The 26964-nt window shown below is 45.4% G+C and carries 27 protein-coding genes; 17 read left to right on the forward strand and 10 right to left on the reverse strand.

Annotation, left to right across the window (positions count from 1 at the left end):
• Window positions 1-15: 15 nt before the first annotated feature.
• Window positions 16-936: a peptidoglycan-binding protein gene (locus ACE1TF_RS06025; protein ID WP_375015160.1), complete on the forward strand. Its 921-nt coding sequence runs from the start codon at window positions 16-18 to the stop codon at window positions 934-936.
• A gap of 35 nt (window positions 937-971) precedes the next feature.
• Here ACE1TF_RS06025 and ACE1TF_RS06030 read toward each other — a convergent pair whose 3' ends face one another.
• The 6 genes from ACE1TF_RS06030 to modA all read right to left on the reverse strand — a co-directional run bounded on the left by ACE1TF_RS06030 (window position 972) and on the right by modA (window position 4923).
• Window positions 972-1208 carry a hypothetical protein gene (locus ACE1TF_RS06030; RefSeq protein WP_375015162.1) on the reverse strand — a complete coding sequence of 79 codons (237 nt, stop codon included), beginning with the start codon at window positions 1206-1208 and terminating at the stop codon, window positions 972-974.
• A 20-nt stretch (window positions 1209-1228) separates the two neighbouring features.
• Window positions 1229-1783, reverse strand: a complete 555-nt coding sequence (locus ACE1TF_RS06035; RefSeq protein ID WP_375015164.1) for a small multi-drug export protein — start codon at window positions 1781-1783, stop codon at window positions 1229-1231.
• A gap of 115 nt (window positions 1784-1898) precedes the next feature.
• Window positions 1899-2567 carry a hypothetical protein gene (locus tag ACE1TF_RS06040; RefSeq protein ID WP_375015166.1) on the reverse strand — a complete coding sequence of 223 codons (669 nt, stop codon included), beginning with the start codon at window positions 2565-2567 and terminating at the stop codon, window positions 1899-1901.
• Window positions 2568-2580: 13 nt separating this feature from the next.
• Window positions 2581-3513 carry a LytTR family transcriptional regulator DNA-binding domain-containing protein gene (locus tag ACE1TF_RS06045; protein WP_375015168.1) on the reverse strand — a complete coding sequence of 311 codons (933 nt, stop codon included), beginning with the start codon at window positions 3511-3513 and terminating at the stop codon, window positions 2581-2583.
• On the reverse strand, window positions 3510-4184 hold the full coding sequence (gene modB, locus ACE1TF_RS06050) for a molybdate ABC transporter permease subunit (RefSeq protein ID WP_375015170.1): 675 nt from the start codon (window positions 4182-4184) through the stop codon (window positions 3510-3512). The genes ACE1TF_RS06045 and modB overlap by 4 nt, the downstream gene beginning before the upstream one ends.
• Window positions 4177-4923 (reverse strand): molybdate ABC transporter substrate-binding protein, encoded by a 747-nt coding sequence (gene modA, locus ACE1TF_RS06055; protein WP_375015172.1) that lies wholly within the window; start codon window positions 4921-4923, stop codon window positions 4177-4179. The genes modB and modA overlap by 8 nt, the downstream gene beginning before the upstream one ends.
• Window positions 4924-5079: 156 nt before the next feature.
• Between modA and ACE1TF_RS06060 the strand changes: the two genes are divergently transcribed.
• From ACE1TF_RS06060 to ACE1TF_RS06075, 4 genes are all read left to right on the forward strand, one after another.
• Window positions 5080-5574, forward strand: a complete 495-nt coding sequence (locus tag ACE1TF_RS06060; RefSeq protein ID WP_375015174.1) for an Lrp/AsnC family transcriptional regulator — start codon at window positions 5080-5082, stop codon at window positions 5572-5574.
• A complete protein-coding gene (locus ACE1TF_RS06065; protein WP_375015176.1) occupies window positions 5574-6932 on the forward strand; it encodes an aminotransferase class I/II-fold pyridoxal phosphate-dependent enzyme in 1359 nt (452 codons plus the stop codon). Before ACE1TF_RS06060 ends, ACE1TF_RS06065 begins: the two co-directional genes overlap by 1 nt.
• A gap of 288 nt (window positions 6933-7220) precedes the next feature.
• Complete coding sequence (locus tag ACE1TF_RS06070) at window positions 7221-8123, forward strand: TraB/GumN family protein (RefSeq protein ID WP_375015178.1); 903 nt, start codon at window positions 7221-7223, stop codon at window positions 8121-8123.
• A gap of 36 nt (window positions 8124-8159) precedes the next feature.
• Window positions 8160-8309: a PLP-dependent transferase gene (locus ACE1TF_RS06075; RefSeq protein ID WP_152550297.1), complete on the forward strand. Its 150-nt coding sequence runs from the start codon at window positions 8160-8162 to the stop codon at window positions 8307-8309.
• Between the two features lie 196 nt (window positions 8310-8505).
• Here the strand turns inward: ACE1TF_RS06075 and ACE1TF_RS06080 are convergent, their stop codons facing one another.
• Window positions 8506-8886, reverse strand: a complete 381-nt coding sequence (locus ACE1TF_RS06080; RefSeq protein WP_042430691.1) for a hypothetical protein — start codon at window positions 8884-8886, stop codon at window positions 8506-8508.
• A gap of 967 nt (window positions 8887-9853) precedes the next feature.
• Here ACE1TF_RS06080 and ACE1TF_RS06085 point away from each other — a divergent pair.
• From ACE1TF_RS06085 to ACE1TF_RS06100, 4 genes are all read left to right on the forward strand, one after another.
• Window positions 9854-11440 (forward strand): ATP-binding protein, encoded by a 1587-nt coding sequence (locus ACE1TF_RS06085; protein ID WP_375015181.1) that lies wholly within the window; start codon window positions 9854-9856, stop codon window positions 11438-11440.
• Complete coding sequence (locus ACE1TF_RS06090) at window positions 11437-12126, forward strand: response regulator (protein WP_042397322.1); 690 nt, start codon at window positions 11437-11439, stop codon at window positions 12124-12126. The genes ACE1TF_RS06085 and ACE1TF_RS06090 overlap by 4 nt, the downstream gene beginning before the upstream one ends.
• Window positions 12127-12239: 113 nt before the next feature.
• A complete protein-coding gene (locus ACE1TF_RS06095; RefSeq protein WP_042397319.1) occupies window positions 12240-13931 on the forward strand; it encodes an SLC13 family permease in 1692 nt (563 codons plus the stop codon).
• Between the two features lie 99 nt (window positions 13932-14030).
• Complete coding sequence (locus ACE1TF_RS06100) at window positions 14031-14876, forward strand: GNAT family N-acetyltransferase (protein WP_375015184.1); 846 nt, start codon at window positions 14031-14033, stop codon at window positions 14874-14876.
• 42 nt (window positions 14877-14918) lie between these two features.
• Here ACE1TF_RS06100 and ACE1TF_RS06105 read toward each other — a convergent pair whose 3' ends face one another.
• A complete protein-coding gene (locus tag ACE1TF_RS06105; protein ID WP_042397316.1) occupies window positions 14919-15128 on the reverse strand; it encodes a hypothetical protein in 210 nt (69 codons plus the stop codon).
• A gap of 206 nt (window positions 15129-15334) precedes the next feature.
• Between ACE1TF_RS06105 and ACE1TF_RS06110 the strand changes: the two genes are divergently transcribed.
• On the forward strand, window positions 15335-16840 hold the full coding sequence (locus ACE1TF_RS06110; protein ID WP_375015186.1) for an AbgT family transporter: 1506 nt from the start codon (window positions 15335-15337) through the stop codon (window positions 16838-16840).
• A gap of 213 nt (window positions 16841-17053) precedes the next feature.
• Here ACE1TF_RS06110 and ACE1TF_RS06115 read toward each other — a convergent pair whose 3' ends face one another.
• Window positions 17054-17938 carry a GNAT family N-acetyltransferase gene (locus tag ACE1TF_RS06115; RefSeq protein ID WP_375015189.1) on the reverse strand — a complete coding sequence of 295 codons (885 nt, stop codon included), beginning with the start codon at window positions 17936-17938 and terminating at the stop codon, window positions 17054-17056.
• Between the two features lie 185 nt (window positions 17939-18123).
• On the opposite strand from ACE1TF_RS06115, the gene ACE1TF_RS06120 reads away from it, so the two are divergent.
• From ACE1TF_RS06120 to ACE1TF_RS06150, 7 genes are all read left to right on the forward strand, one after another.
• Window positions 18124-19317: an ABC transporter permease gene (locus tag ACE1TF_RS06120; protein ID WP_375015191.1), complete on the forward strand. Its 1194-nt coding sequence runs from the start codon at window positions 18124-18126 to the stop codon at window positions 19315-19317.
• 29 nt (window positions 19318-19346) lie between these two features.
• Window positions 19347-20039, forward strand: a complete 693-nt coding sequence (locus tag ACE1TF_RS06125; protein WP_375015193.1) for a metallophosphoesterase family protein — start codon at window positions 19347-19349, stop codon at window positions 20037-20039.
• 598 nt (window positions 20040-20637) lie between these two features.
• Entirely contained in the window at window positions 20638-21192 is a 555-nt protein-coding gene (locus tag ACE1TF_RS06130) for an RNA polymerase sigma factor (protein WP_375015195.1), read from the forward strand.
• The gene (locus ACE1TF_RS06135) at window positions 21182-21928 is read left to right on the forward strand and encodes a hypothetical protein (protein ID WP_375015197.1); all 747 of its coding nucleotides are present in this window, start codon (window positions 21182-21184) and stop codon (window positions 21926-21928) included. Before ACE1TF_RS06130 ends, ACE1TF_RS06135 begins: the two co-directional genes overlap by 11 nt.
• On the forward strand, window positions 21929-22795 hold the full coding sequence (locus tag ACE1TF_RS06140) for an ABC transporter ATP-binding protein (RefSeq protein WP_375015199.1): 867 nt from the start codon (window positions 21929-21931) through the stop codon (window positions 22793-22795). It begins immediately after the preceding gene.
• Complete coding sequence (locus ACE1TF_RS06145; protein ID WP_375015201.1) at window positions 22792-24027, forward strand: ABC-2 family transporter permease; 1236 nt, start codon at window positions 22792-22794, stop codon at window positions 24025-24027. The genes ACE1TF_RS06140 and ACE1TF_RS06145 overlap by 4 nt, the downstream gene beginning before the upstream one ends.
• 17 nt (window positions 24028-24044) lie before the next feature.
• Window positions 24045-25163, forward strand: a complete 1119-nt coding sequence (locus ACE1TF_RS06150) for a hypothetical protein (RefSeq protein ID WP_375015203.1) — start codon at window positions 24045-24047, stop codon at window positions 25161-25163.
• Window positions 25164-25696: 533 nt separating this feature from the next.
• Here the strand turns inward: ACE1TF_RS06150 and ACE1TF_RS06155 are convergent.
• A complete protein-coding gene (locus ACE1TF_RS06155) occupies window positions 25697-26926 on the reverse strand; it encodes an MFS transporter (protein ID WP_375015205.1) in 1230 nt (409 codons plus the stop codon).
• Window positions 26927-26964: the final 38 nt, after the last annotated feature.

Below are 26964 nucleotides of genomic sequence, written 5' to 3' on the forward strand. Positions count from 1 at the left end.
CTAAGGAGGGTTACGATGTTTAAAGCTAGGAAAACTAAAGGAAACATTGCATATAGCCTAGGCTTTACAGCACTTGCTGCTGGTTTCGCGCTCATGACAGCGCCGATGACAGCAGATGCAAGTGAAGTACTCGAAAACAACGAAGATGTAGAACAACTCCAAGAGAAATTGAATGATAGAGGACTTCTCGACGACGTCGATGTCACAGGCGAGTATAACGCTGCGACGACAGACGCTGTTACAACTTACCAAGAAGAGCATAACTTGCTCACAGATGGGCTTGCTGGTGTACAAACACTTGGCGCGCTATCAAACCTAACACTTGAAGATGAGGGAGACCTCGTTGAAGAGCTTCAATCTGAACTTCAAGCAAATGGATACGACCCAACGTATGTTGATGGCAAATTCGGTCCATTAACCGAAGATGCATTGGTTGAATTCCAATCAGACGCTGGCATTGCCGCTGACGGTATTGCTGGACCAGACACGTTTAGCAACCTCATGTACAATGGGGCGCCAACAAAAGAAACGGAACCTGTAACTGAAACGGAAGAAACCGCATCCGCAGAAACAGAGTCCACGTCTGAAGAATCAACAACGAACAACACTGAAAATGAAACGAGTGGCGGCACAGAAGCACCAGAAGGCGCCACAATGACAATGGAAGCTACAGCGTACACGGCTGAGTGCGAAGGATGTTCTGGAATTACTGCAACAGGCATCAACTTATTGAACGACCGCAATGCCAATGTTGTTGCTGTTGATCCAAACGTTATTCCACTTGGTTCTACGGTTTACGTAGAAGGATATGGCGAAGCAATTGCTGGTGACACTGGCGGTGCGATCAACGGAAATAAGATTGACTTGCACATGGCTACGACAGAAGAAGCATTAAACTTCGGTCGCCAATCTGTAGAAGTAACTGTACTTGACTAATGGTTAAAGAGCGAAGGATCAAAAAATCCTTCGCTCTATTTTTTTGCCTTCGTGACAAGCGTCACGATGAGTACGACCGGGCTAATGATAAGTGTTAAGCTCCCAAATATATTGTATAGATTAACATTGTACATATTTAAGAAATTCACACCCCAGTCATCAAGTGTGCCTAAAAAGTTGTTCGTTCCTTGTGTAGGAAAGTTAATCCAATCCATGATTGCCATAATGACAAATATGGCGATCACTCCACTAATGGTATGCACCCACGTCACTCTCATCCACTCCTTATATTTTAAGGGTCAACGATATGGTCGAAGCCAACGAAAGCGCCAAATAGCGCACCAAGTACCCCCCATAAAACGATACTCACGACGTGCCAAAAAATAACGGTTTGTTTCTTTGCGCCTGCCGCTAAAGACGCGAAAGCAGCGATGTGTCCAGATGCATACAACGGCGTGAGAATGGCTAAGCCAGCCACTCCGTATTGCCGATACATCTTCCCTGCTTTCTCAAACCTTGAACGAATGAATCCCCCTTTTTTCTTTGTTTTCCGATTCCTCATTCTCTGAAATAACGCATCAAATGGGAGGATGATGAGCAATACGGAAATTACATTTCCAATGATTGCACCGATGGCTGCCACGACGACGGGCACACCGGTGAAGCTCGCGACGCCTCCAGCAAAGAATGCTTCTAAAAAAGGAACAAATGCGATCGCAACAACCGCAAGTGGTACGAGCCATCCGTTCACTTCTGAAAGTTGAATAACGAAGTCTTGAACAGAAATGAACACGCGTTGCATCGTGTCTAAAACGAAATTCATGTAATCTTCGATCACGACAGCCACCCTTCCTATCCTTTTTCTACTTCTAGTGTAGGTGGACGGGAAGGGTGCGTCAGCAAATTCGGGATACGAGGAGGGAATTGGGTAATGAACGGGGCGAAGCGAATAGTGGGAGGGACTAGAAACTGTGCTTCTTTTTGTTCAATAAATGCAGCGCAACGGGCACGCAAATGAAGGTGAATAACCAAAGAGTCAGGAATTCTCCGACAACTGAAAAGGGACTTGCAATAATGCTCTGGATTGCTTTGTCGAAATGAGCCATTGGCAATATTCCCGGTTCTGACAAGTTTTGATAAATTATTGCCTGGGAAATAAAAAGTAAAAAGACCGGTCCTTCCCAAAAACCAACTTCAAGTCGATTGTTGGAGAACGCTGCCGCCACAGCGCCAACTGCTGCGAAGAATACGGCAATGGGAAAGATAAAAACGACGATGCCAATGGCATGAATGATTGCAACTTCACTCACCCAAATGGCGAGCGTAATAAACACTACGGTAATGAATAAGGAAATCATCGCCTTCCCAGCTAAAAGCAAAAGAAAAGAGACCCCGCTTTGGTCAAATACGCGCCAGGCATGGAGCTCTTTCTCTTCGACAAGCAAGCTCGCCATGATCTGCATCGGCATTAAGACGAGTGCCAGCGCGATTATAAATGGCAAATCGGGTCTGTTATCAATCATAAAAATCATTAAAAACGTAGCGTACGGAACGAGCGTAATCCAATAGATGGCCCCATTTGTTAGGAGCTGATGGACTTCTTTGTAAAAAATCATTCTCCATAACCTCATCGTGCTCGTCTCCTTACATCTTTAACATGTCTCGTAACGTCGAATAGTTTCCTTTGGATAGCGGAACTTCGCTCTTCTTGCGGTCACCGAGCCGCAGACTATAACTATTTTTGCTCCATACAATGACTTCTCTTACCCGCTGCAAGTTAACGACAAATGCGCGGTGAGATCGATAAAAGCCATACGGAACAAGTCTGGATTCCAACTCCTTTAAAGGCAATGCAGACACGAACACTTCTTGGTTTACATGAATGAACGTATGCCCATCTTTACTTTCAACATAGTCAATTTCCAACGGATCAAATAAAATGAACTTGTCATCAACCTTCGCCGATATTTTCTCTAACTTCAACGGTGAGCCTGTTGTCACTTCTTCGGTTTGACTTGATAAACCACGCTCATGAAGTCGGTACGGCTTGCCATATTGCACCGCCTCTTCCAAAGACGTGCTCGTAAGCACAACATACCTTTTCTGAAGACGTTCGAGCACTCCTTGAAAAACTTGTTTCGTTTCACGGTCGACACCTATGATTGGCTGATCAAACAAATAAACATCGGCAGGCATAATTAACGCACGTGCATAATGCAAGCGGCGCTTTTGCATCGCTGTTAATCGTTTGATGCGACGGTCGGCGACATCTGTAAGCCCACACGCACGTAAAATGTCGGCCTCTTCTCGCTTGCGCCCGTACATGCTCGCCCACAGATGCAAATGCTTACGTGGTGTAAGGCGAGTGTATAATCCGTCAGACTGAAAGAATATGAACCGGTTCGGCACGGGTACATCAACGAATGACGGGTCTACATAACATTCATGAAAGGGCTCTAACCACTCCGTATCGCCGTGAAGCGCTACCGCTTCTCCGCGAACAACCGTAAAGTCTGCCTCAGGTAGGCGAACCGTATTCCCTTGAAGTTTCTCGTTGAAATGAAAGAATAAACTCAAAACGACCCTCCTGTTCCTCGCTTTAATCGCTGAACGACAGCAAGAAGAACGAATGCAAAGATGACGATTGAGCCGACCCAATATGCGGCAAGGGCGGTATTTCCCGACTCCACGGCAATATAGATGCTCGTCGGAACCGTCTGTGTCACCCCGTAAATGCTCCCTGCAAACATCATCGTCGCGCCGAACTCACCCATTGCCCTGGCAAACCCTAGCATATATCCCGAGATGAGTGTCTTCCACGTCATCGGTAGCGTTACATAAACAAACACTTGCCACTCTTTTGCCCCCATTTGGCGCGCGGCGGCTTCAAGTTCATCATCAATCGTTTCAAAGCCGTTGATTAAAAGCTGATAGATGAGCGGGAAAGCGACAACGGTCGCTGCAATGACCGCTGCGAGATATGTAAACACAATCGGTTGATTAAAAAGCAGCTCAAACCATTCACCGATCACACTTCTCCGACCAAAAATGACCAGTAACCCAAAGCCAATAACAGTCGGAGGCAAAACGAGGGGAAGCATGAGCGCTGTCTCAACAAATACTTTTCCACGAAAGTTTCTTTTCTTCATCCACCAAGCAAAAATGATCGCAAGGACGAAGGAGAGAATGCTTGCCAAAGCAACAACACGTATTGAAGCGAGGATGGGCGTCCAAAACGCTTCAATCATGTTGAACGCCGATCTCAAACCCATAAGATTCGAAAATATGTAACGGCTCGTCCGTCTGTACCCAGTCATAAAAGTGTTCCGCTCGTTCGCTAACATCCCCGATTAGACCGATCGGATAGACGATCGGTTCGTGGAAATCTTCCGGTGCGAGTGCAACCGATTGGACGTCCTCTGTACTTAGCGCATCCGTTTGATACACAATGCCAACATCTGCATTGCCTGTTTCCACATAAGTAAGTACTTGCCGAACATCTTGGCCGTACACAAACTGATCCTCAAGTTCAGTATGTAGATTCATATTTTCTAATACTTGAGCTGCATATTTCCCGGCCGGAACAGATTCAGGATGACCGACTGCAAGACCTTGGAAGTCTACTGTCATGAGGTCAGACCAGTCGGCAATCTCCATCTCTAGTGTTGATATGAGCTGCAACCGGTTACGCAGTAAAGAGGTGGTTTCACTAACTTCTCCTCGATCAACGAGCATTTCCATGTCAGATTCGGCTGCAGAAATAAACACATCCACAGGCGCTCCTTGCACAATTTGTTGCCTAAGTTGTCCAGAAGAGCCATAGTTCATGATCAGTTCCACGTGTTCTTCCTCTTCATAGATCTCTTCTATATCACCGAGTGCGTCGGATAAGCTTGCCGCTGCCATCACATGAACTTGCTCTGTCTCCTCACCACTCGCACACGCCTTAAGCATACTCGCCGCTATTATGATCCACACCTTTTTCATCCATCAACACCTCTTTATACTTTCATTCTAATGATTCTGACGAATAAATGAAAGCAAAGCAAAAAATGAATCTATTTACATATAAACGTAGTTAGACCTTCATTTATTTTGATTATTTGTTAATATTAAGAATAATTAATACTAGGAGGCGTCTTCATGGTAAAATTATTAGTAGATTATAAGCTCGACGATACCGACAGGGGGCTACTCGAACTGCTTCAACAAGAGTCACAGTTGTCGAACGTCGACTTGGCTCGCCGCATTAATCTCTCTCCTCCAGCGACACATGCCCGGGTCAAACGTTTAGAGGAAGCAGGCATCATTGAACGCTATGTCACGATCTTAAATAAAGACCGACTCGGCTTTGATCTGCTCTGCTTTATTTATGTAGGCATGAATGCGCATCAAAGAAAGCATATCGATTTCTTTCAAGATAAGGTTGTGCGTATGCCTGAAGTGTTGGAGTGTCATCACGTAACGGGCGAGTATGATTATATTCTAAAAGTATTATTGAAAAACAGTCATGACTTGAAGACGTTTATTGTTGAGAACTTGAGTGCATTGCCGAGTGTGACGCGAATTCAGACTAGTGTGTCGTATGGCGAAGTAAAATCGTCGACGGCGTTGCCTATCCAAAAGGAGGATTCATAATGACGGGTGTTCAAAAGTACATTGACCGAGGGATGGAAAAATTGCAGTCGGAAATGGCCCGCAAGCAGATGATGAAAACGAAGCGATTTGACACGATCGCCGCGCACGGTTTGTATGGGATGGAAGATGCGATGGCAAATCAGGGAAGCATTATGGAACCGCTTACCGTTTCACCAGCACAGCATTTCGAGAATTCCGATCATCTGGAAGCTGCGCTTTCTTATCAAACACCTGCGTGGGGGTATACGCGCATTCATAACCCGACGCTTCACTACCTTGAAGGCACACTTGCCCTACTTGAAGGCTATGGCTCAGACGTCGAGACGTCTGCGGTTATGACGAGTTCTGGAATGAGTGCGATCTTCATGGCAACGAATCCGTTTTTACAAGCGGAGACGGACGGTATGAACTTCGTTGCCGATGCGAAATGTTACGGAGGTACGTTCATGTTGTTCGATGAACGCTATCAAAATGAACGGGGCATTGACGTGCGTTGGGTGCAAGACACCGCCAATATTGATGCATGGGCGACGCGCATTGATGACGAGACACGCTTTCTCTATGTTGAGATGCCGTCCAATCCGTCTTTGACGGTGGCCGACCTTGAACCATTGGCGAATCTCGCCCATGATCATGGCATTCCACTCATCGTTGATTCGACACTTACAACCCCTGCCCTCATGCGTCCGATCTGCCATGGTGCGGACATTGTCGTGCATTCCATTAGTAAAGCAATCGGCGGGAGCGGATCGGCAATTGCGGGTGCCATCGTTGCCAAACACCATATCCCGAGCCGTGTCGGTACCGATGAAATGCGGGAAAACTTTACGGGCTACGTGAAGCTCTGGCCGATGCGCGACCACGGCACGTCACTGTCTCCACTAAGTGCTCACTTTATTCTAAACGATTTGCGTACGCTACGTACGCGCGTAGACGTAATGAGCAAAAGTGCGATGCGCGTTGCTCAGTTTCTTGAAGCACACGACAGGGTGGAAGCGGTTCATTACCCAGGTCTTCGCTCCAATGCTGGACATGCAACTGCCTCCAAGTATATGTGGCTCGCAGATGGCGACGAGTCTGGAAGCGCCGTCAATCGGTACGGTCATTTGATGAGCTTTATGGTAAAAGGTGGCGCTGAAGCCGCTCGGAATACACTTGATCGCCTCCAAATCATTTGGCGAGCGACAGATCTTGGCCGCCATAAAAGTGTTGCGGTTATCCCAGCCATTTCCACACACCAGCAACAAGGCGAGGAAGGCCGAGAACTTGCCGGCATTCCAGCTAACCTCATTCGCCTGTCCATCGGCGTAGAACACCCTGCTGACTTAATGGATGAGCTAGATCAAGCGTTAAGATAACGGCTCGGAGGATAGAATCCCCCTCGGAAGCATACGTGCGACCGGGTGGGATTTTTTCGGTTGCTTAGCAATATGTGGATCTGTGCGCTAGTTGGGGTAATCTGCGCGCTAGTTTGCTAAAAAGTCCACCTTTTTGCCGATTTTTTGCCAACTAGAGCGCAAAATCTACAAACTCGCGCGCAGTTTCTGGATCTTACGCTCTGTACAATTATTTTTATAAGATTATTCCGAAAATTGAAATCTTTTCATTCGTACATATACAAATCACTATGCTAGGAGTGTTCCTATATGTTTAAAAAAGCGACTTCGTTTATTATTGCACCCTCTCTGCTCATCGTGGCGTGTGATAGCCAAAGCTCAATTGGCTCAGAAGAGGATGATGGCGGTTTTTTGTGGAAAGTCGAGAGCGGGGATACGACCGTATACTTGCAAGGAACGGTTCATATTGGGCATGAAGATGGCTACCCGTTAAATGCAGCGATTGAAGATGCTTTTGAGCAGTCCGACGTCGTCCTGCCTGAAATTGACATAAACAACATTGACCAGCGGGAAGTCAATGAACTTCAATCGGATCAAACTTACCCTGAAGGCACAACGTTAGAAGATGATTTATCCGCAGAGCATTATGAAAAACTCGAAGAAATCCTGGACGGTACTGGTGCTGATCTTCACGTTAGACAACACGACCTGCCGTTTGTGATGACCTCTCTTCTCCACGGACTTCAGCGCCAAGATGGGGAGTACACGCACGAACATGGTGTTGATCAATACTTTCTAAATAGAGCAGAAGAAAAAGACAAAGAAATCCGTGCGTTAGAATCATATGAAGTTTATTATGAGGCAGACCAATTAGTCCCACACGAAACACACGTAACCCTTCTGGAGGAGGAGATTGACAACTTTGATGAGTCAGAGGAGGGAAGCAATGCCTCTGTTGAATTGTGGTGGGCAGGAGACCCAGACGCCTTAGCGGATGCATTCGAATACACTCCTGCTGAAGAAGAGTATTATGCGATTACCGGGGAGTATCGAGACGGTTTGATGGCAGACCAGCTCGTAGATATACTCGAGAAAGACAGTGGCCAAACGTATTTTGTGATCGTTGGGGGAAGCCACTTTGTTAATACACTGAACCCAACGATTATCGATTTCTTGGAAGAGGCTGAGTATACTGTTGAGCATGTGTATTAGGGAAGACTTCTCTTTCAAAATGCATCATGTTGCGAATTGAGTGGTTTTCAAACCATTTCCACACACCAGCAACAAGGCGAGGAAGACCTGGAGCTAGCCGGCATTCCTGCTAACCTCATTCGCTTGTCGATCGGCGTTAAGCATCCGACTGATATTATGGATGAGCTCGATCAAGCGTTAAGGTAACGGCTTGGAGGATAGAATCTCCCTAGGAAGCACTCGTGCGATCAGGTGGGATTTTTTTCGGTCGCTTAGCAATATGTAAATATGTGCTCCAGATGAGGCAATCTGCGCGCTAGTTTGCTTAAAAAGTCCATCTTTTTGCCGATTTTTCGCCAACTAGAGCACAACATCTACTAACTCGCGCGCAGTTTCTAACCCCCTACTCCAGCTCCAGCACTTCTTCAAATTGTTCGCCTTCTTCCATCGTCCAAATCATCGTCACTTCAATGGTGCGATCTTCATCTGTTAATGCACAGCCAGTACAACCGGCTTCGGTTGTAATCGCTGAGCTTCCAGAATCGAAAGTGGTTCCGAGTATTTCAAAACTGTAGTCTGTAAGAATATCAATACTTTCTACTTCATCGTAATTATCGGGCAAGTAGTGAAATGTGTAAAAGGCGGTTTCTTGGCTTTCATGTGCTTGAACGGCTTCGAATTCGATTTCCCACGTATCGCTTTCGGCATGTTTGAAAATCGATTGCTGGCAGCCGGCCAAGATGAGTATCAGGCCAATCCATAACCATGTGCATTTTTTTGTCATTGACACCACCCCTAAATTCGTACGATTTATTACTTATATTTTATATTATCATATAATTCTAACTAAAACATACTAAACTCTTTCTATGCACCGAGAAGAGGCTAATGAAAATCGCAACATAGAAACTAGAAACCTTACTATAGAATGACCAATGGTGCGATATCAGTCAAATATGCTATTAAACCTTAAAGAATCTTAGCATTGCGGTTAACATGGCTATCGAAAATTTCACATGCATCGGTACCGCTCGTTTGCGTTAACGAGTAACTGAGGCCTTATTCATTTCTATGGTAAAAGAGCAATTCGCTTTTTTTTAGTGACTTCTGAAACGGTTGTGTGCAATTGAACCTACCCGTAAAGTTGGAGTTAGCGACCCTGCAATTGCTGGCGGGCAGGTCAGGGTCGTTCTCGTTACGGCGAGGCGCTCGCTGGCGCACCGAAACAGCTCTACGGTTTACAGATTCTGTTCCAAGCTAGCAATTACGCCCCCTAAGATCGGTATATGCCGACGAACTTGGGCACAGTCCCCCTACCCGTCGCCACAACTCCTTATATACACCGGTTAGCCCGCCAGCCGCGCATTCCCAGATCAATAAAAAAAGGGGAAAAATAGAAAATCCCACATAGACCACTTTATGAGGGGATTTTCTTCAATCAGGCACCATTTTTTACAGGAATCCCCACATTGAAAGGTTAAATCCCCTCATAGAAGGTTATATGAGGGGATTCTTACCGATTGCAGCACGCCATGTTGTTCGAATCCCCACATAGGTCGGAGCCGATGTATCGCATTAACATGAAACTAGAGATTGGGATGCTGCTTTTTCAGTGACTTCGCGCATGAAAGCATTATTCACACCCTTCAAGAAACATCCACAGCTCCTGCATTTTCCAATTCCAAGATGGCACACGCCGCTTAATTTCCCTATAATAGACGTTATGAAGTTGTGCAGGGAGGGGGCAACGTATGAATCCAACGAAATGGCGTTTTCAGTATCGAATGATGCTGATTACTTCGTTGTTGCTGCTCGTAACTTTGCTGTTGGCGGGATTATTGATTGCCCAGTCGCAAGCGAATCAGACGCGGGAGTCGCTCGAGCAACAAGCGATGCTCAGCGCGACGCACCTTGCCGTGAATCCGCTCGTCATTTCTGCCCTCGTCTCTGACGAGCCAAATGCCGAGTTAAGTGAAATTGCAGCACGTTTACGCGAGGACAATGATTTGCTTTATATCGTTATTATGGATATGGACGGAATTCGGCTGACTCACCCAACGGCTGAACAAGTCGGGGAACGATTTGTCGGCGATGATGTTCACGCAGTACTTGCGAATGGCGATCGGTATACATCAGAAGAAGTCGGCACACTCGGCCCGTCGATGCGTGCGTTTCACCCGGTGATGAATGAGGAGAATCAGATCGGTGCGATTTCTGTTGGCATCTCCACTCAGCGTATTGAAGATTCGATTTTCCAAAGTCAACAGATCGTGTTTATTGCGACAGGGGTGAGCATGCTCATTGGTGCTGCTGGCGCATACCTTCTTGCTTTGCGTCTCAAACGCACGTTACATAACCTCGAGCCCGAAGCCATCGCTCAACGCCTGAAAGAGCGTGAAGCAATGCTTGAAAGTGTGCAAGAAGGGGTGATCGCAACCGATAATGAAGGAACGATCATCGTGATGAACGAGGCGGCAATACATGCACTTGAAAAAGATCACGTCGGTAAGCCGTTGAACGACGTGTGGCCGAAGTTCCCGATTTCAGAACCACTTTGGCACGACCGGAAAGTGCTCGATGACTTGCAAGTGTTCCAAGATACGCAAATGATTACGAACAGAATTCCGGTAAAGGTCGGTAACGATACGGTTGGTGCGCTCGTGACGTTTCGAAATCGGAATGAATTGGACAAGGCGCTAGAACGGTTGTCAGGGGTCGAGCATTATGCACAAGCTTTACGTTTCCAAACGCATGAATTTATGAACAAACTTCATGTAATCGGAGCGATGGTGCATACGAAGTCTTTTGAAGAGCTACGGGAATATGTTGATTACTTATCTGACCAATACAACGCTGGTATCAACGAAATTGCAACGTATGTTAAAGACATCACGCTTGCCGGATATGTTGCAAATCAGATCGACCGCTTAGAAAAAGCGGATGTGAACGTGACGCTCTCTGGCAATGGCGGCTGGCCAATTTTGACAGAGCCGAGGCATATTGATCGGTGGATTACGATCATTGGCAACGCGTTAAACAATGCGTATGAAGCGATGATTGGTCAAGAACAAAAACGGATGACGCTCTCTTTTGCCGCCAGTAACGATCAACTTGTTTTCGAGGTACAAGATAATGGAAAAGGCTTTGACACTTCCCAACTACCGGACTTGCTTAAGTCTGGGGTTTCAACGAACGGCGCTCATCGTGGGTTTGGTCTTACGATCATGACCAGAGCTGTGGAACAAGCAGGCGGAACGTATGCGTTTACCTCCTCAAAGGGAGAAGGAACGACATTAACGATCACAATGCCCGCTGAAGTAAAGGAGGACCACCGATGATTATTGTCGGGACGGTGGAAGATGAACCACTCGTCACTAAGTTTCACCAAAAATATGTAGAGATGCTCGAAGGCTTTCAATGGGCGGGGTCGGCAACGACACTTTCCGAAGGAAAATCACTCGTCACAAACACGGAGATGGATGTGTTGCTTTTGGATGTGTACTTGGAAAAAGAGAACGGTTTGGAATTGCTGCGCCACATCCGCAACCTTGACATTGACGTAGATGTGATTCTCGTCACATCAGCGAACGATCATGAAACCGTCCGTATCGGGGAACGTCTTGGGGTCGTTGATTACCTAGTCAAACCGTTCACCTTTCAACGGTTTCATGAAGCGATGTTTCGCTATCAACGTCTCGTGAGCGACCAACCGACGCTCTACAGCCAACATGAACTGGACCGCCGACTTCACAACTCAGATTATGATTTGGACGGCGACTTGCCAAAAGGGATTACGAAAGAAACAGCGCTTCGCATTTTGCACGCCTTTCATCACAATAACGAATGGTACACTGCCGCAGAACTGAGTACGATGACGAACATTTCTCACGTATCATTGCGCAAGTACTTGCGCTTTTTCGTTGAAAAAAAGTGGCTGGAAAAAGACCTCACCTATCAGCCGTCCGGTCGTCCGGTGCAACATTATTTATTGTCTTCACAAGGAAAACAACTACTGCAAACGTAACAGCCTTCTTTCAGGCTGTTTTTTCTTTTGCTTTCGTTTAATTAAAAAAGGTAGAAATTTGTCAAGAAATTGTGGAAAATGTGCGTAAGCGTTTTCAAGGGAGGTAATATTCAATGAAAGCTACATTTCAGACAACTTGGCAAAACTTATGGAAGCAACACCACCGAACAAAAGATCTTCTAAATATTTTTTCTTATAAAAAAGATGTCGATAAGGCGGCGAAGAAACGAGAACAGGATTCGCCCGACAACACCGCGAATGCACCTGGGAATGACGATAACGGGGACGACCAAAAGCCGAACAAACCGTACTCTCGTGCACAGCTTATTGGGTTATTGCTCGGTCCGACACTCTTTCTACTCATTTATTTATTCTTCGATCCTCCAGGGCTTGGACCAGACGGCGTTGCTGTACTTGCGGTTACGCTTTGGATTGCGACATGGTGGGTCACTGAAGCCTTACCGATTCCGGCAACATCTCTACTTCCCTTAATTTTGCTACCTACTACAGGGGCAATGGAAGGCGGGGACGTCGCTTCTGCTTATGGCGATGATATTATTTTCTTATTTCTAGGCGGTTTCTTCATTGCGACTGCAATGGAAAAGTGGAACTTGCATAAGCGGATGGCTTTATTTATCATCTCAGTCATCGGCACGAGTACCCAGCGTATATTGCTCGGGTTTATGTTAGCTACTGGTTTTATCTCGATGTGGGTATCCAACACGGCAGCGGTTATGATGATGATCCCTATGGGGCTTGCGATTACAGCCCAAGTCGCTTCTGCACTGAAAGGCAAACCTGAAGAAAAAGATTTTCCAAAGTTCGAGAAATCCCTTATCTTTGCTATCGGTTATGCCGGTACGATCGGCGGGGTCGGTACGTTAATTGGTACGCCTCCTAACATTATTCTTGCCGGTCAAATGCAGGAAATCTTCGGAATTGAAATCTCATTCGCTACGTGGATGCTGTTCGGGGTGCCGCTCGTTATTATTATGTTAGCGGTTGCTTGGCTGTACCTCGGTCGTATGGCCTTTAGAACGAGCATTAAGCACTTACCTGGCGGTAGAGAAGTGATACAAGAAGAGCGTCATAAACTCGGGAAAACGACCTATGAAGAGTGGATGGTCGGAATGGTGTTTTTACTCGCCGCCTTCCTCTGGATTACCCGTGGATTCTTCTGGTCAGGCGATGATGCACTCATCGTCGAAATTCCTGGCATCTCGGATGGACTGATCGCTGTTCTTGCCGCTGTACTTCTTTTCTCCATCCCAGCCGTTCGTGCTCAAGGAGGAAGAATTCTAACTTGGGCCGATTCTCGCGATATTCCTTGGGGAGTCCTCCTCCTGTTCGGTGGTGGTCTTGCCATCGCACAAGGGTTTACCTCATCTGGATTGTCCGATTGGTTAGGGGAGCAATTAACTGTTCTTGACGGATTCCACTTGTTTATTATTATTGCATCTGCAACACTACTCATCATGATGATGACAGAGATTACGTCAAACACTGCAACTGCAACGATGATTTTGCCAGTAGTAGCAGCACTTGCTGTTGCCCTCGACGTTCACCCATTTGCGCTCATGATTCCTTGTGCAATGGCTGCCAACATGGCGTTCATGTTACCAGTCGGTACACCGCCAAACGCCATTATGTTCGGTACTGGGAAACTTCGAATCATTGAAATGGTGAAAACCGGTTTTGCATTAAATATCGTAGCTACAATTGTCATCGTTCTTGGTGTCTACTTCCTCGTTCCACTCGTGTGGGGCATCGATTTATCCGTATTCCCAGAGACGTTACTTGATTAATGTATAATTTCCATCCGCTCATCACTCTTGTGAGCGGATTTTCTTATGCGTGCATGCTACAATGGCACTAAAACGCGTTTTAGAAAGTGGAGGCTTGAGATGATTCGACAGTTACACGCAGAAGATCGCTCAGTATTTGCGCGAATGCATACAGGCATCGAAGACGATTACATCTTACATATTTTTGACCGGCTCGTAACAGGAAATAGCTATTTATACGGATTGTTTATCGAAGAACAACTCGTCACCATCGGTGGCTTCACCATTTTCCAGAACACGTATGCCATGCTCGGACGCTTGCGAACCGACACCCGCTACCGCGGGCAGAACCTGTCCACAAAGCTGATGGAAACCGTCATTGACAAAGCCTTTTCCATTCCAGAAATACAATGGGTTGGGGCAAACACCCAAGAACACAATACGTCCGCCCGGCGAGTGTTAACGAAGCTAGGCCTCACACCGACAGCCACACTGCACGGAGCGACGACGCAACATCCTGAGCGCCTAACAAACGGAAGTGAGCGGTGGTCAGAAATCACCGACAAAACTGAAAAACTCCGATGGTTAGAGAAAGCGTACACGTCTTCAGGCAACGTCTTCCCGTATGAATGCTACTATCCGTTTCCGGCAACCCCATCATTATTTTCAGAAGACGACGTAGCAAACTGGCGCTTTTTTCAGAACGCAACTGAAGATCGCTTTTTCGTTGCGAAGAAAGATCAAAAGAAATACCATTATGTGCATCTTGCGTATCCGTGGCCAGATGCCGCCGATCAGCCCGGGTTGTGGGAAACCGTCACCACACTATTTGAGGAACAGACGAAAGAAACGGGTGACTTGACGTATGTTTGGTTGGACCTCACAAAAGAGATGGCCCGCACACTGCCTAGTGATCATCCGTTTGACCTCCCTTCTCCGTGGATCCTTCACGGCACGTATCGATAACAAAGACCGATCGAGCCTACGTGTGTAGGCTCGATCGGTCTTCTATTGTTGTTTATCATTGGCTTGCTGCTTCGCCCGATCTCTTCTTACCATATTCACAAAAATATCAATCGCAAATGAGAGAACGACAAACATAATAATGAGCGCATACCACGGCAGATCGTACCCAAGTACTCTCAGTACAACGATGAGCACAGCAGCGACGAGTAGATAGATCCACATGACTGTCCAATCAAACGCACGCTTTTTCATTGTTCAATCCCCTTGATTCAACATTCTCTAACTAGGATAAAAGAATTCAGCAACTTGTGCAACGAAATCGACCAGTCTACCGATCATTTCCATCAAAATAATTACCTATGACCGGTTGCATTCTAAATCAGAAGCAGATATAATTTTCGACATTATGTTCTGAATTTATCGAGATTTACCATTCACCAAGGATTGCGAGGCACCTCATGACGTCTGAAAAAAGTAAAAAATCACTCAAGTTTCTAAACACCATTGAACGCATCGGCAACAAATTGCCAGAACCGCTAATGATTTTTGTCATACTTATCGCAGCAGTTATCGGACTTTCTACCACCCTCGACTGGGCAGGGATGAGCGTTCTTCATCCTCAAGATGGCGAATTATTAGAAATCCGCAGCCTGCTCTCTGGAGAAGGCATTGAGTATATGGTCACGTCGCTCGTCGACAATTTCGTTGGCTTCGCGCCACTCGGGGTCGTCTTAACACTTATGATTGGCATCGGGCTTGCTGAACGTGTCGGATTGTTAGAATCCTTAATCAAAACACTCATGTTATCCGTTCCTGCATGGCTCGTGCCGTACATGGTCTTTTTTACAGGAAACTTTGCAACCGTTGCATCGGATGCCGCGTTTCTCATCGTTCCCCCACTCGCCGGAATGATTTATTACACACTCGGCAGACACCCTGTAGCTGGTATTATTACCGGTTTCGTCGGCGCATCCAGCGGTTACGGAACCGGTATACTGATTACATCAAACGAGCCGATGCTTGCCGGAATTACGAATGAAGCGGTCGCCATTCTCGGTGATGGCCGGATGGTTACCGCGGTCGACAACTACTTTTTTATGGTCGTTGGTGTACTCATCGTCACCCTCATCGCCGGTACGATTACGAGAAAAGTAACCGAGCCACGCCTCGGTACATTTGAAGGCACCACAACGAAAGAAATCAAACCCGTTTCAAGCGAAGAGAAACGGGCGCTAAAAATTACCGGCGTCGTGGCGCTGCTATACGTTGTGATAATCACTACACTCGCTCTTTTTCCAGGGTCACCGTTACAAAATGAAGACGGCGGGCTCGTCCCTTCTCCTTTTCTCGATGGAATTGTATCCTTCTTACTCGTCTTCTTTATCATCGTCGGTCTCACTTACGGATTTTCCATGAAGAAAATCTCAGGAACAGCCGATGTGATGCGATACTCAGGAGAAGCGATTGCGAGCGTTCGAAACTTTGTTGTCATCATCTTCTTTATCGCGCAGTTCACGGCGTTTTTTGATTGGACAAACATCGGTCTTTGGATGGCCGTCAACGGTGCTGAATTTCTCATATCCGTAAATCTTACCGGCATGGTCACGATTGTCGGCGTCATCTTGCTGTCCGCGATGATGACGCTCCTTATTACGAGTGGTTCAGGGTTGTGGGCCATATTAGCCCCTATCTTCGTACCGATGTTCATGCAGCTCGGCTACGACCCTGCCGTCGTTCAGATGGCTTATCGAATTGGGGACTCGGCAACAGGCATGATCACACCGCTCACACCATACATGATCGTCATACTCGGCTTCATCCGTGAGTGGGACAAACGAATTGGAATCGGGTCTCTCATCTCGTACACCTTACCGTACTCCATCCTCATACTCATTAGCTCAACCCTTCTTTTGCTCGGGTTCGCATGGCTCGGCATCCCGATTGGGCCAGGTGTTCATTTCTAGACGTTGCCCGGGGTTTTGCAAGCAAGGCAGCGAGTACCCGCAACGTTCTATGGTGTGATTTTCTACAATTGGACCCTTATCGTAGCTGAAATCTTACCATAGATGGATCAATGGTAAGATCTCTAGTTTCTATGGTGTGATTTCCAGCAAATCAGCAAGAAAAACAGCAAAAATCATCCTATAGAATGATCTATAGGATGATTTTTGTAAGGATTAAACTTGGGGCTTATACCAGTAAAACGAAAAATGGGAGTGTTCTTCAAAGCCGATATTCTTATAAAAAGAGTCGTCTGAAATGACGTATGCTTTTTTAGCGCCCATCAACCCGCACCGATGTAACGTTTCAAGAACCAATGCTTTCCCTAACCCTAACTTACGGTACGCTGGCTTTGTACATAATGGTTCAATATAAGCGTAGTCCGTTGTTTTGTCATACCAGCCCCCGCAATAAGCAGCAAAACCTGCTTGATTCTTCGCTACGATGTGAAGAGAAGAATCTAAATGTGGTGCCGTTAGCATTCTTTTCTGCACGTTGAGCGTTTTCTCGTCAAGAGGTAGAGGGCCTTCGTTTTCAAACCCTTCCCATAATACTTCATGGTGTTCATATAAGTCATTCTCTGGCTGCAAGTTGTGCAGTTGAAAGTCTGGATGTAATTCATAGTGTAAGTCAGCATTCTCTAAATCACATGCTAATACTTGTTCGGACTGTTGTGCAATTTCGAAGTTGTATTTTTCCAATAAAGCAATGCCAGCTTCATTTGCATCATTTACAGCAATTCCTAGACCTGTCTTGTCTTGAAAATTAGCAATCACATACTCCAGTAGTTGTTCTTCCAACGATTTGTACGCTGTTAGTGTCGCAAAGAAGGCTTCGCCATTATAATGATCGTACGTCGCTAACCCTACAACTTCATCATCGTCAAACCATAAACCAATCGTATCCAATGATTCAATATCAAGTTCTGGATGGAAAAACATCCACTCCCAGCGTGCCCAATTCCAATTAATGTTCTGGCGACTCTCATCATTCAGCTTGATAAGAAATTGACAGACCGATTGGTAATCATCGTGAGCGAAATTTCTGAATTCCGTTTTCATATATTGCACTCCAGTCTACCCTATTATTTTTCAATACGCGTGAAGCACTGTCCTCATTACATCATAAGATGCGCCTCTTACGAGTACAACAAGTTTTCTAGCTTGAAGACACGAATACGCAAACCGGAAGTTTATGGTATCTTTATGTAAACTACGTAAATTTAACTAAAGGTACAGGTGTATGAATGAGTGTAAAAACATTATGGGGTTCAAGAGTTCAGGAATATTATCGAAAGATGTTTCGGTACTATGCCATCATTGGAGCAAATGTTTTTTATTTCTTTCTGATCATTGGTAGTGTTCTCATTTATTTCTTTCATTTATTTGTGCAGTGGCTTCCTCCTGAACTAGCTGTTGAAGTCATTTTGTCACTCATTGTCACTTACATTTTAACCCAGACAAAAGTACGGACATTTGTTGAGAAGGCAGATATCCCCTTTTTGTTGCCATTAGAATCGCGATTAACACCGTATTTTATTCGATCACTCCTTTATAGTTGGGTAATTGATGTTAGTAAATTGGTGATTTTCTTAACGATTTTTATATCCTTATTTTTGGATACAACTTCTTTACATCTTCTCTTTCTTCTATTTATCGTGGCCATTGCTGGCTTTAACATCGTAATGAAGTGGATTGAACAATGGCTAGAGAACCGCATACAACTTTTGTTGCATCGGTTGAATCGTTTTCTTCTCCTTTATTTCATGGTTTATTTTCTGCTTAAAGATGACTGGATGTATGTACTGATATTCATGAGTGTACATGTCGTCTACATCCTTTATTTTATGAGAAAAAGAAGAACGTTGAATTGGCTGTGGCAAATTGATGAAGAAGAACGTGGCCGATTAAAAAACCTTAGATTTATTAACTTTTTCATTGATGTACCTAGTCTAAAACATTCTTTCCGGCGTAGACGATTGCTCACAATGATTGTGCAAAAGTGTATTCCCACCCGTCAGAGTCGTACATTCATCTATTTGTACGCACAGTTGTTTGTTAGACATAACGATTACTTTTACCTTTATTTGCGACTAACCCTCATTAGCATCGTTGTAAACTTTGCACTGCCAACAAGTGGTTGGGTTTTTCATCTGCTCATTGTATATATGACAGCTTCTCAAATCATCCCTTTACAACATCAACTAAAACAAACTGCCATGCTTTATCCAATCTCAAAAGCTCAAATAAAAGCCTCTTTCTTGAAGTTTGTTTTGATCATCTTATACGTACAATTATTTATCGTATCGGTCCCACTGTTTATTCATCTTTCTATAGCTAGCGTATTCGGTCTAGTCATCGGGAGTCTATTCGTTTACGTATTTGTGAATCACTTTCTCTCGAAGAGAGTCAATGTTTTAGAGAGTACTTTTAAAGAATAGGGAGTATAAAAGTATGGAAGGTGATCAAGATGAAGATTGCTGCAATATACGACATTCATGGTAACGATCGAGCGTTAGAAGCTGTTTTGGTCGACATCGAAAGTGAAAAAGTAGATAAAGTAATTGTTGGCGGTGACTTGGCTTGGGGGCCTCAGCCCAAAAAAGTGATGGATAAACTATTTTCATATAAAGACGAGTTTACTTTTATCATGGGGAATAGTGACAGAGAGATATTTGAATACTACCAGAAGCCGAAAAAAGCAGAAACTATGGTCGATGAGCTAAATCAATGGTGCGTTGAGCAACTATCCTCTGAACAACTTGACTGGTTAGGGTCGTTCACATTTTCACACATAGAAAAAGATCATCTTTTTGTCCACGGCTCCCCTAGAAGTGATACAGAAGCAATAAGGGCTGATACTCCAGAAAACGAAGTCTATGAGATGATAAAAGATGAAAGACAGCAAGTCATCATTTGCGGTCATACCCACATTCAATTTGAAAGAGACATCTTATCTAAGAAGGTTATTAATGCAGGTAGTGTTGGCTTACAGAGTCGAGCCAAAGGAGCTTGTTGGCTATTCATCGATTCAGACAAATATGAGCTTAGAGTATCCGAATATGATTACGAAAGTACAGCGCAAGAAATATTACTAGGCAATTGCCCATACAAAGAGGATTTTGCCGACCATATTAAAAACCCTCCAAATGAAGGTCCTTAATAATAAGTATCCTATTACAATGCACAGCCCCCCTAGCAACCACTTATCATGACCAATACGTAAAGGTTACAATTCCAAGTCTTGACTAAATTAGTTGTCTGCTACCTCTATTCGCTGGCACAACTCGGGCGGATATCTGTAGCCCAAACACTCTCCTGTCTACCGTTATGTGCAAACTATTGGAATCTTTATATGAGCGAAATACTTCAATCGTCACATATTTGCGTTTTTGAGTCATTTCACTTCGTAAAACGGTCCATTATTCACCTGGATTGTCACACAAGATCCGCCAACTGTCACACATAGCAATTTATGAGGCATTTGGCGTCATTAAATGACCGGTTTGTAAGGTGAATGGTCACATAAAAAGGGATAGGACGCCCCTTTTTTATGCCCAGCTTCAGAAAACATCGTCAACTCGAAACTCCAACCTAATCGCTGTGGGAACTTGTTGTAACAAGTTGTAGGTTTTCACCATTTCATAGACCGATCCCGCCCCCTTACCCCCAACCTATTAAATTTTTTTAAAATAACGCAAACAATTTGTCGCTAGATTACGAATATAAGATTAGGAGAAGTAAAAGGTAGGGTGAGAAGTTTGTCGCGTGAAAGAAAGCTCATTAAGAGAATACGAAAAAAAGGGCATCATGACGCGGCGAATGAGCTCGTCTCGATGTATTATACGGATCTACTCGGGTATGTGAAATCGAAGGTTTCCGATGAGGAGCTTGCTCGAGACCTTACGCAAGAGATTTTTATCCATATGCTAGAATCGATCCGCTCATTTGATGAAAGAAAGGCAAGCTTTCGTACGTGGCTTTATACGATTGCTTCCCATCGGGTGATTGATTATTTTCGCTCGAAAGCGTATCAACAAACGAAGAAAACACGATCAATAGACGTCGACGATCGCCAAAGTGAGGATTTCACAGAGCAGTTGTTTCGTTCATTTGAGGTGAATCGGGTTCTTGAACTTTTGCAAACATTCCAAGAGTCTGAGCAGCAGATCGTGCGAGGCAAATTACTGCAAGGTGAACGTTTTATCGACTTGGCAAAGAAAATGAACATGCCAGAATCAACGGTTAAAACGAAATATTATACAACCGTTAAGCGAATTCGGAACGCTTGGGAGGTAGATGGTCATGACGAGTGAGCACAGAAATGAAGAGGAGATTCAAACCATTGTCAGAAAAGGCATGAGTGACAATGACCGCTTTTACCGGCGATTGTTCAAGCTGTATCAAATGATTGGGTTTCGCCATCTTTTCTATGATCGACGCGAAGCGCTGTTTCTCGTCTTATCTCTCCTATTGTTCATGCCGCTCGTCGCTGTATTGTTTGCTTTTCTGAAAGAAGCGAGCGCAACGCACACCCTTCCTACCCTTAGTTTGCTGTTTATGGGAACGCCCTTTTACTTTTATGCCCACATGCTTCTGTTCGTCGCTTTAAAGATGGAGCAACCTGGCGTTGAAGTTGAACAAGCGACGCGTTTTAGTCTCGTGCAACTCATTGCTTTGCGTACACTCGTCATTGCGGTTTTCTCTCTCATCGGCATTATTTTGTTCGTTGTGTTCGCTAATGAACTTGGTGTACACATCCCCGTACTACAAGGGTTAGCTGTCGCCTCCAGCGGCTTGTTTCTATTTGCCTCGATCTATTTGACGTTAATGACGGCGAATCAGAAAAAATGGCTTTGGCATTGGGGGTTTCCTACTTTATGGATCGCCATGACTGTTGGCTTGTACTTGCTGCCAGGCGTGCCGCTCGAAGGCATCATTCAAATGGTTCCTACAGGTGTGTATACCGTTCTTGCCGTCGCTAGCTTTTATTATTTTTATTCACAAATTCAGGATCTTTTTGACGATACAAAACAAAAGGGTGAGGTCTAATTGTTAACGATTGAGAATGTGACGAAGAAGTACGGTTCCTTTACTGCACTAAAAGAGCTTTCACTGGAATTTGATACGGGTGTGTATGGACTGCTTGCGCCAAATGGTGCAGGCAAAACGACGCTCATAAAAATGATGGCCACATTATTGTTCCCAACGAGTGGTAGCATCCGTTTTGACGGTAAAGACATTTATCGGATGGGCGCGGCGTATCGCGATGTGATCGGTTATTTGCCCCAGCAGTTTGGCTACTACAAAAACGATACACCGACGCGTTACTTGCACTATATTGCCGCATTAAAAGGGCTGGACCGAAAAAAAACGAATCTCAAAGTTGAGGAACTGTTAGAGACGGTTGCACTCACGGAAGTGGCTCAGAAAAAAATGAAGAAATTTTCGGGGGGCATGATTCAACGGGTCGGCATTGCCCAAGCGCTATTGAATGACCCACAATTGCTCATTCTTGATGAACCGACCGCCGGCCTGGACCCGAAAGAGCGTGCTCGGTTTCGCAACTTGTTGTCCCGACTCGCCAAAGAGCGCACGATTATTTTAAGTACACACATCGTCGCTGACGTGGAATCGATCGCTAATGAAATTGTGATGATTAAAGATCAGGAACTCCTTTATAAAGAGTCCATCCATACGCTTTGCGGTCGCATTCATGGACAAGTATATGAAACAATGGTCGCCCATGAAGAGATGGACCGGTTTCGGGAGACGTATGCAGTCCTAGGTGAACGGCAGGAACAAGGGCATGTGCTCACCCGTTTTCACACAACTTCTCGTGCCGAACCGGGCTGGGAAATGGTAACCCCACGTCTTGAGGATGTGTTCTTAACAGTGTATCAGGATGAACGGCAATGAGTGTATTCGGTTATGAACTGAGGAAATTGTTGCGCTCACCCATTCTTCTATCGCTTGCCGGTCTGCTCATCCTACTCAATGTTCTCATCATTTCTTCCGCCTGGTACGACACGTCTGCCGCCGAAAGAAACGCCACAACATCGCTTGTGCAGACCCACGGGAATGCCCTCGATGAGAATTGGATGTTTGACGTTGCCGCTGACAATGAAGAGCGGTTAACAGCTTTTAATGAAACGCACAACACATCAATTGCTTCGGCGAACGATCAGTTGGCTCAAGGCATCGACATCACCGAGCCGTACGCTTTGGAACTCATTGAGCTTGCCGTTCGCGATGCCTATGTCGAAGAAGCACCACTCATCGATGAAGAGTATGAACAAATAACGATGACCGGGCTCGCTGAAGAAGCGATTGATCAATACGCACTCGAAGGAAACCAAGCCGAGTGGATGCACAATAAGTACGCCGCATACAGCGAGCGTTACGAAGCACTGCTTCATCAAGAAGAACATAAAACCGTGTTTTATCTCGGGCAGCAAACGCATGCCAGCCTTTATGAACACGTCTTTCGTTACTCGCTAATTGGGCTTTCAATCATCCTCACGTTGCTCACCGCTCATAGTGTGAATTATGAGCACGCGTACGGTACTGCACAGCATGTATACAGCACTGCGCGGGGTCGCCGTTTGCTGTTCACGAAATGGTTAGCGGTGAACGCCAGCAGTTTTCTCATTATTACAACGGTGTTGGCCATTTCTTTAACGGTCTTCTTTCTCACCTATTCCTTCTCTGGAATGTGGAATACGTATGTGAGCTCGTATTTCAATATCGATGGACCTCTTCCGTATTTGACGTGGTGGCCGCTTACGATGTTGACGTTTCTGATCGGGGCATTAATCGTCACGTACACGGTGCTCTTTATCATCGTGCAAATGGTCTTTTTTACGAGTGTGTTCATTCGTAACAGTTATGCCGTCTTTTTTGTTGTCTTGGTCGTCGCTGGTGGCTTCTTGTTACTCCCGTTGCTCGCCCCAGCCGGTTCCAATTTCCTGTTTTACGGGATGTATACGCCTGTGACGCTAATCATGAATCCGCACATGTGGTTCACTGCGACTGCACCACACACTGCAGCAAAAACGTATGAGGTCGTTACACTGCTCGTTTGGGGTGCGATTGCTTCGATTATGGTCACTGTCGCGTTTCGATGCTTCTCTAAACAATCGATTCATTAACAGAAAGGAAGAACACGATGCGTTTATTCATAAAAGAAGTTCGCCGCCTGCTGCAATGGCGGATGTGGCTTCTCTTTCTCCCAATCGCTGCCATTCTTTATATCATGAGTATTGAGTTTCATTTTCAGCACTTCCCTAACGGAAGTAATGCGTATTCTTACGAAACGGCTGAGAATCTCGTTCACGAATACGGGCTCGAGGTGACCGATGAGAACATGGCTGAATTTGCCGTACATCACGAACAGCAACTCGCAGCGGCAGACGCGGTCATCTCAAATCATCCCGAGGCAAACGACCTGAACGTCAGCACATACGACCGGGTGTTTGCGAATGACATCGACGAACGAGAGATGTCAGAGCTCCGGAACACGCTCATGGACAGTGCGGACGGGCTGTTTTGGTACATCCAGATGGAACGGAGCATTCTGGATCAATACCATTCTGACAGCGGACATCCTTCCTACACAGCAGCGGCTAATGAGCGAATTGCTGAAGGTGATGCACGAGGTGAACACCGGGCAATATTACCCGCACAAGTGATGGATAATTTTCATTCGCTGCTCTTTAACGGGAGCATACTCGCGTTGGTTGCGATTGTCGTGTTCATTAGCCCAGCTTTTTACCGAGACCATCATGTGCGGCCGCTTCAGTACGTCACAAAAAAAGGAAGACGCATATTCAGCTTGAAACTGTGGGCGGCTCTATTTGTCGGCCTACTGCTCACGACACTCATTCTCGGAAGTTTATTTGCCGGGTATGTGGTGCTAAACGACACGACCTTGTTCTGGGAAGCGAGCATCAACTCTTTCATGTCGCCAACATTTTTCTGGTATGACCTTTCCTTTCAAGCGTACATGCTCGTCTCCGTTGCCATCGTCTATAGCATCGTCGTGCTTATGGTCATCGTTACAAGTATCGTCTCCCGGCTTGCGGGCAGCTACTTGTCATTGCTCGGCCTGCTTGTGCCAAGTACGTTGCTGTTTATTATCTTCGCCTTACAAGACATCACAAGCTTCCTGTTCATCGTAACCGATCCCGCGACACTTCCATTTTTCGTGAGCGGAGGCGCTTTACTACTCGCAGCAATTCTATTCGTGTACCGCACACGCCGTGAGGCTCGGATGGAGATTGTATAGAAGCTTGATGTCGCCCGTGGATGTTAGATGTACGGATGGTTAGGGATTGGGAGTTTCTAGGAGTCCAGGGATCTAGGTCGCAGCCTTAACGATCTAGATCGAATGAACTTAACATTTTCCTCTTTGCGCAGTTTGTTCCAACTTGCGCGCAGATTCAATGCCCATAAGCGAGCAACCTGTTGGCCCCAGCGGGGCCGAAGCCAAATCGAACTCGGTTCGGCGCGACTCGCGCCGACAGCTTGTTGGTTCTTTGGGGCGAGGATCATAGGTGATCCAGTAATTTGTTCGCTAGTTCATAAGATTAGACCGCTTTTTCTGCGATTTCGCCAAACTTGAGAACCGTTCAGTCGCAACTCCAGCACAATTTCCACTTTACCAAGCTTGCCATTGATTCTTGATGAAATTCTTAAGTTCAACTTATATAGATCGTTTTTCATTCGTTTCGGCACCGTAGGTGGCGATGGTCGCCTGGGTTTTGGGGGTTTTTAGGAGATACGCGATCTAGATCGCTTTAATGAATCATTGAAAACCCTTTACCGCTCATATTTCTTTTTCATCAAGTACACCCCTAACGCTCCGACTAGAATGAGAATCGCTCCCCCTATATAGAACATCGTGCTTGGCGAGATCAATTCTAACCAAATACCGATGAGAAGTGTTCCTAAAGATGAGCCTACAGCGCCCATCGTATTCCAGTAACTAAATACTTTAGATATGTGATCTTCTTTGATGTTTTTCTGGATAGAAGACAATATGGGGATATCGGTGACTGGCGATGTGACTCCGCCGATGAAGAGGACAACAGCAATAAAAAAGGGATCTCCAGCTAAAGCCACACTAACCATCGCAACGCCGAATAATATTTCCCCTATAAATGCGACCGACATCGGCCGCTTCACCTTTAATTTCCCCATGATTAGACTGCCGACCATTTCACCAACACCATTAACAGCCATAAAAACACCAAACATCCCTGGCCCTCCACCTAAAGTGACGGTTACATATAGTGGAAGTGCAACTTGCAAAAGCCCCCTCCAAAAAAAGGTATACACGCCAAATGTCATCACAGTAAAATGAAGTGCCTTCTCTGTTCGTAAAGCGATGTAGCCTTCTTTTAAGCTAGAGAATAATTTCACATCTTTCTTTACACCGGACGAATGATCTTCATTTTTGTTCGATTTAATGAACATAATTAAAAATCCTGCGATTGCAAAAGATAACGCATTGATGACGAGAACGAAAGGCAAGTTGATCAGTGCATTGATGGGTCCAACTAATCCAGCACCGATAAAAAAGGATGGCCATAAAGTCGTTTGCAAAAGACCATTCGCTAGATTAATATTCTTTTTTCCAACCATTTTCGGTATGTACGCCTTACTTGCCGGAACAAAAAAAGGAGAACAACTCGTTAAAACAAAGGAAATTAACGCGATCATTGCGATTGATAGCGCATCAGCAATGTAGAGAACTGGTATAAGCAACACAAGAAAAAAACGAACAAAGTCTGTAATAACCATCGTTTTCTTCTTATCCCATTTATCTGCATAAACGCCACCGATAGGGCCAAACAAAATTCTAGGAAACGTACTACAAAAAGCGACTACACCGACTTCAAAAGGCGAAGCCCCTAAGTAAATCGCCAGAAATGTTACGGCAGTCATATGAATGCCGTCCCCAAGATTCGTCGTAACTTGGGCAATCGCAAACAGAAGGAAATTTCGCCTTTTTAATAAATTTAAGTAGCCGTCTGTCTTCTCATTCATTACTGTTCACCGAAGTTGCCATTTTTTGCAGAAATACT

This window comes from Geomicrobium sp. JSM 1781026, from assembly GCF_041949955.1.
Taxonomy (GTDB): Bacteria; Bacillota; Bacilli; order Bacillales; family Marinococcaceae; genus Geomicrobium_A.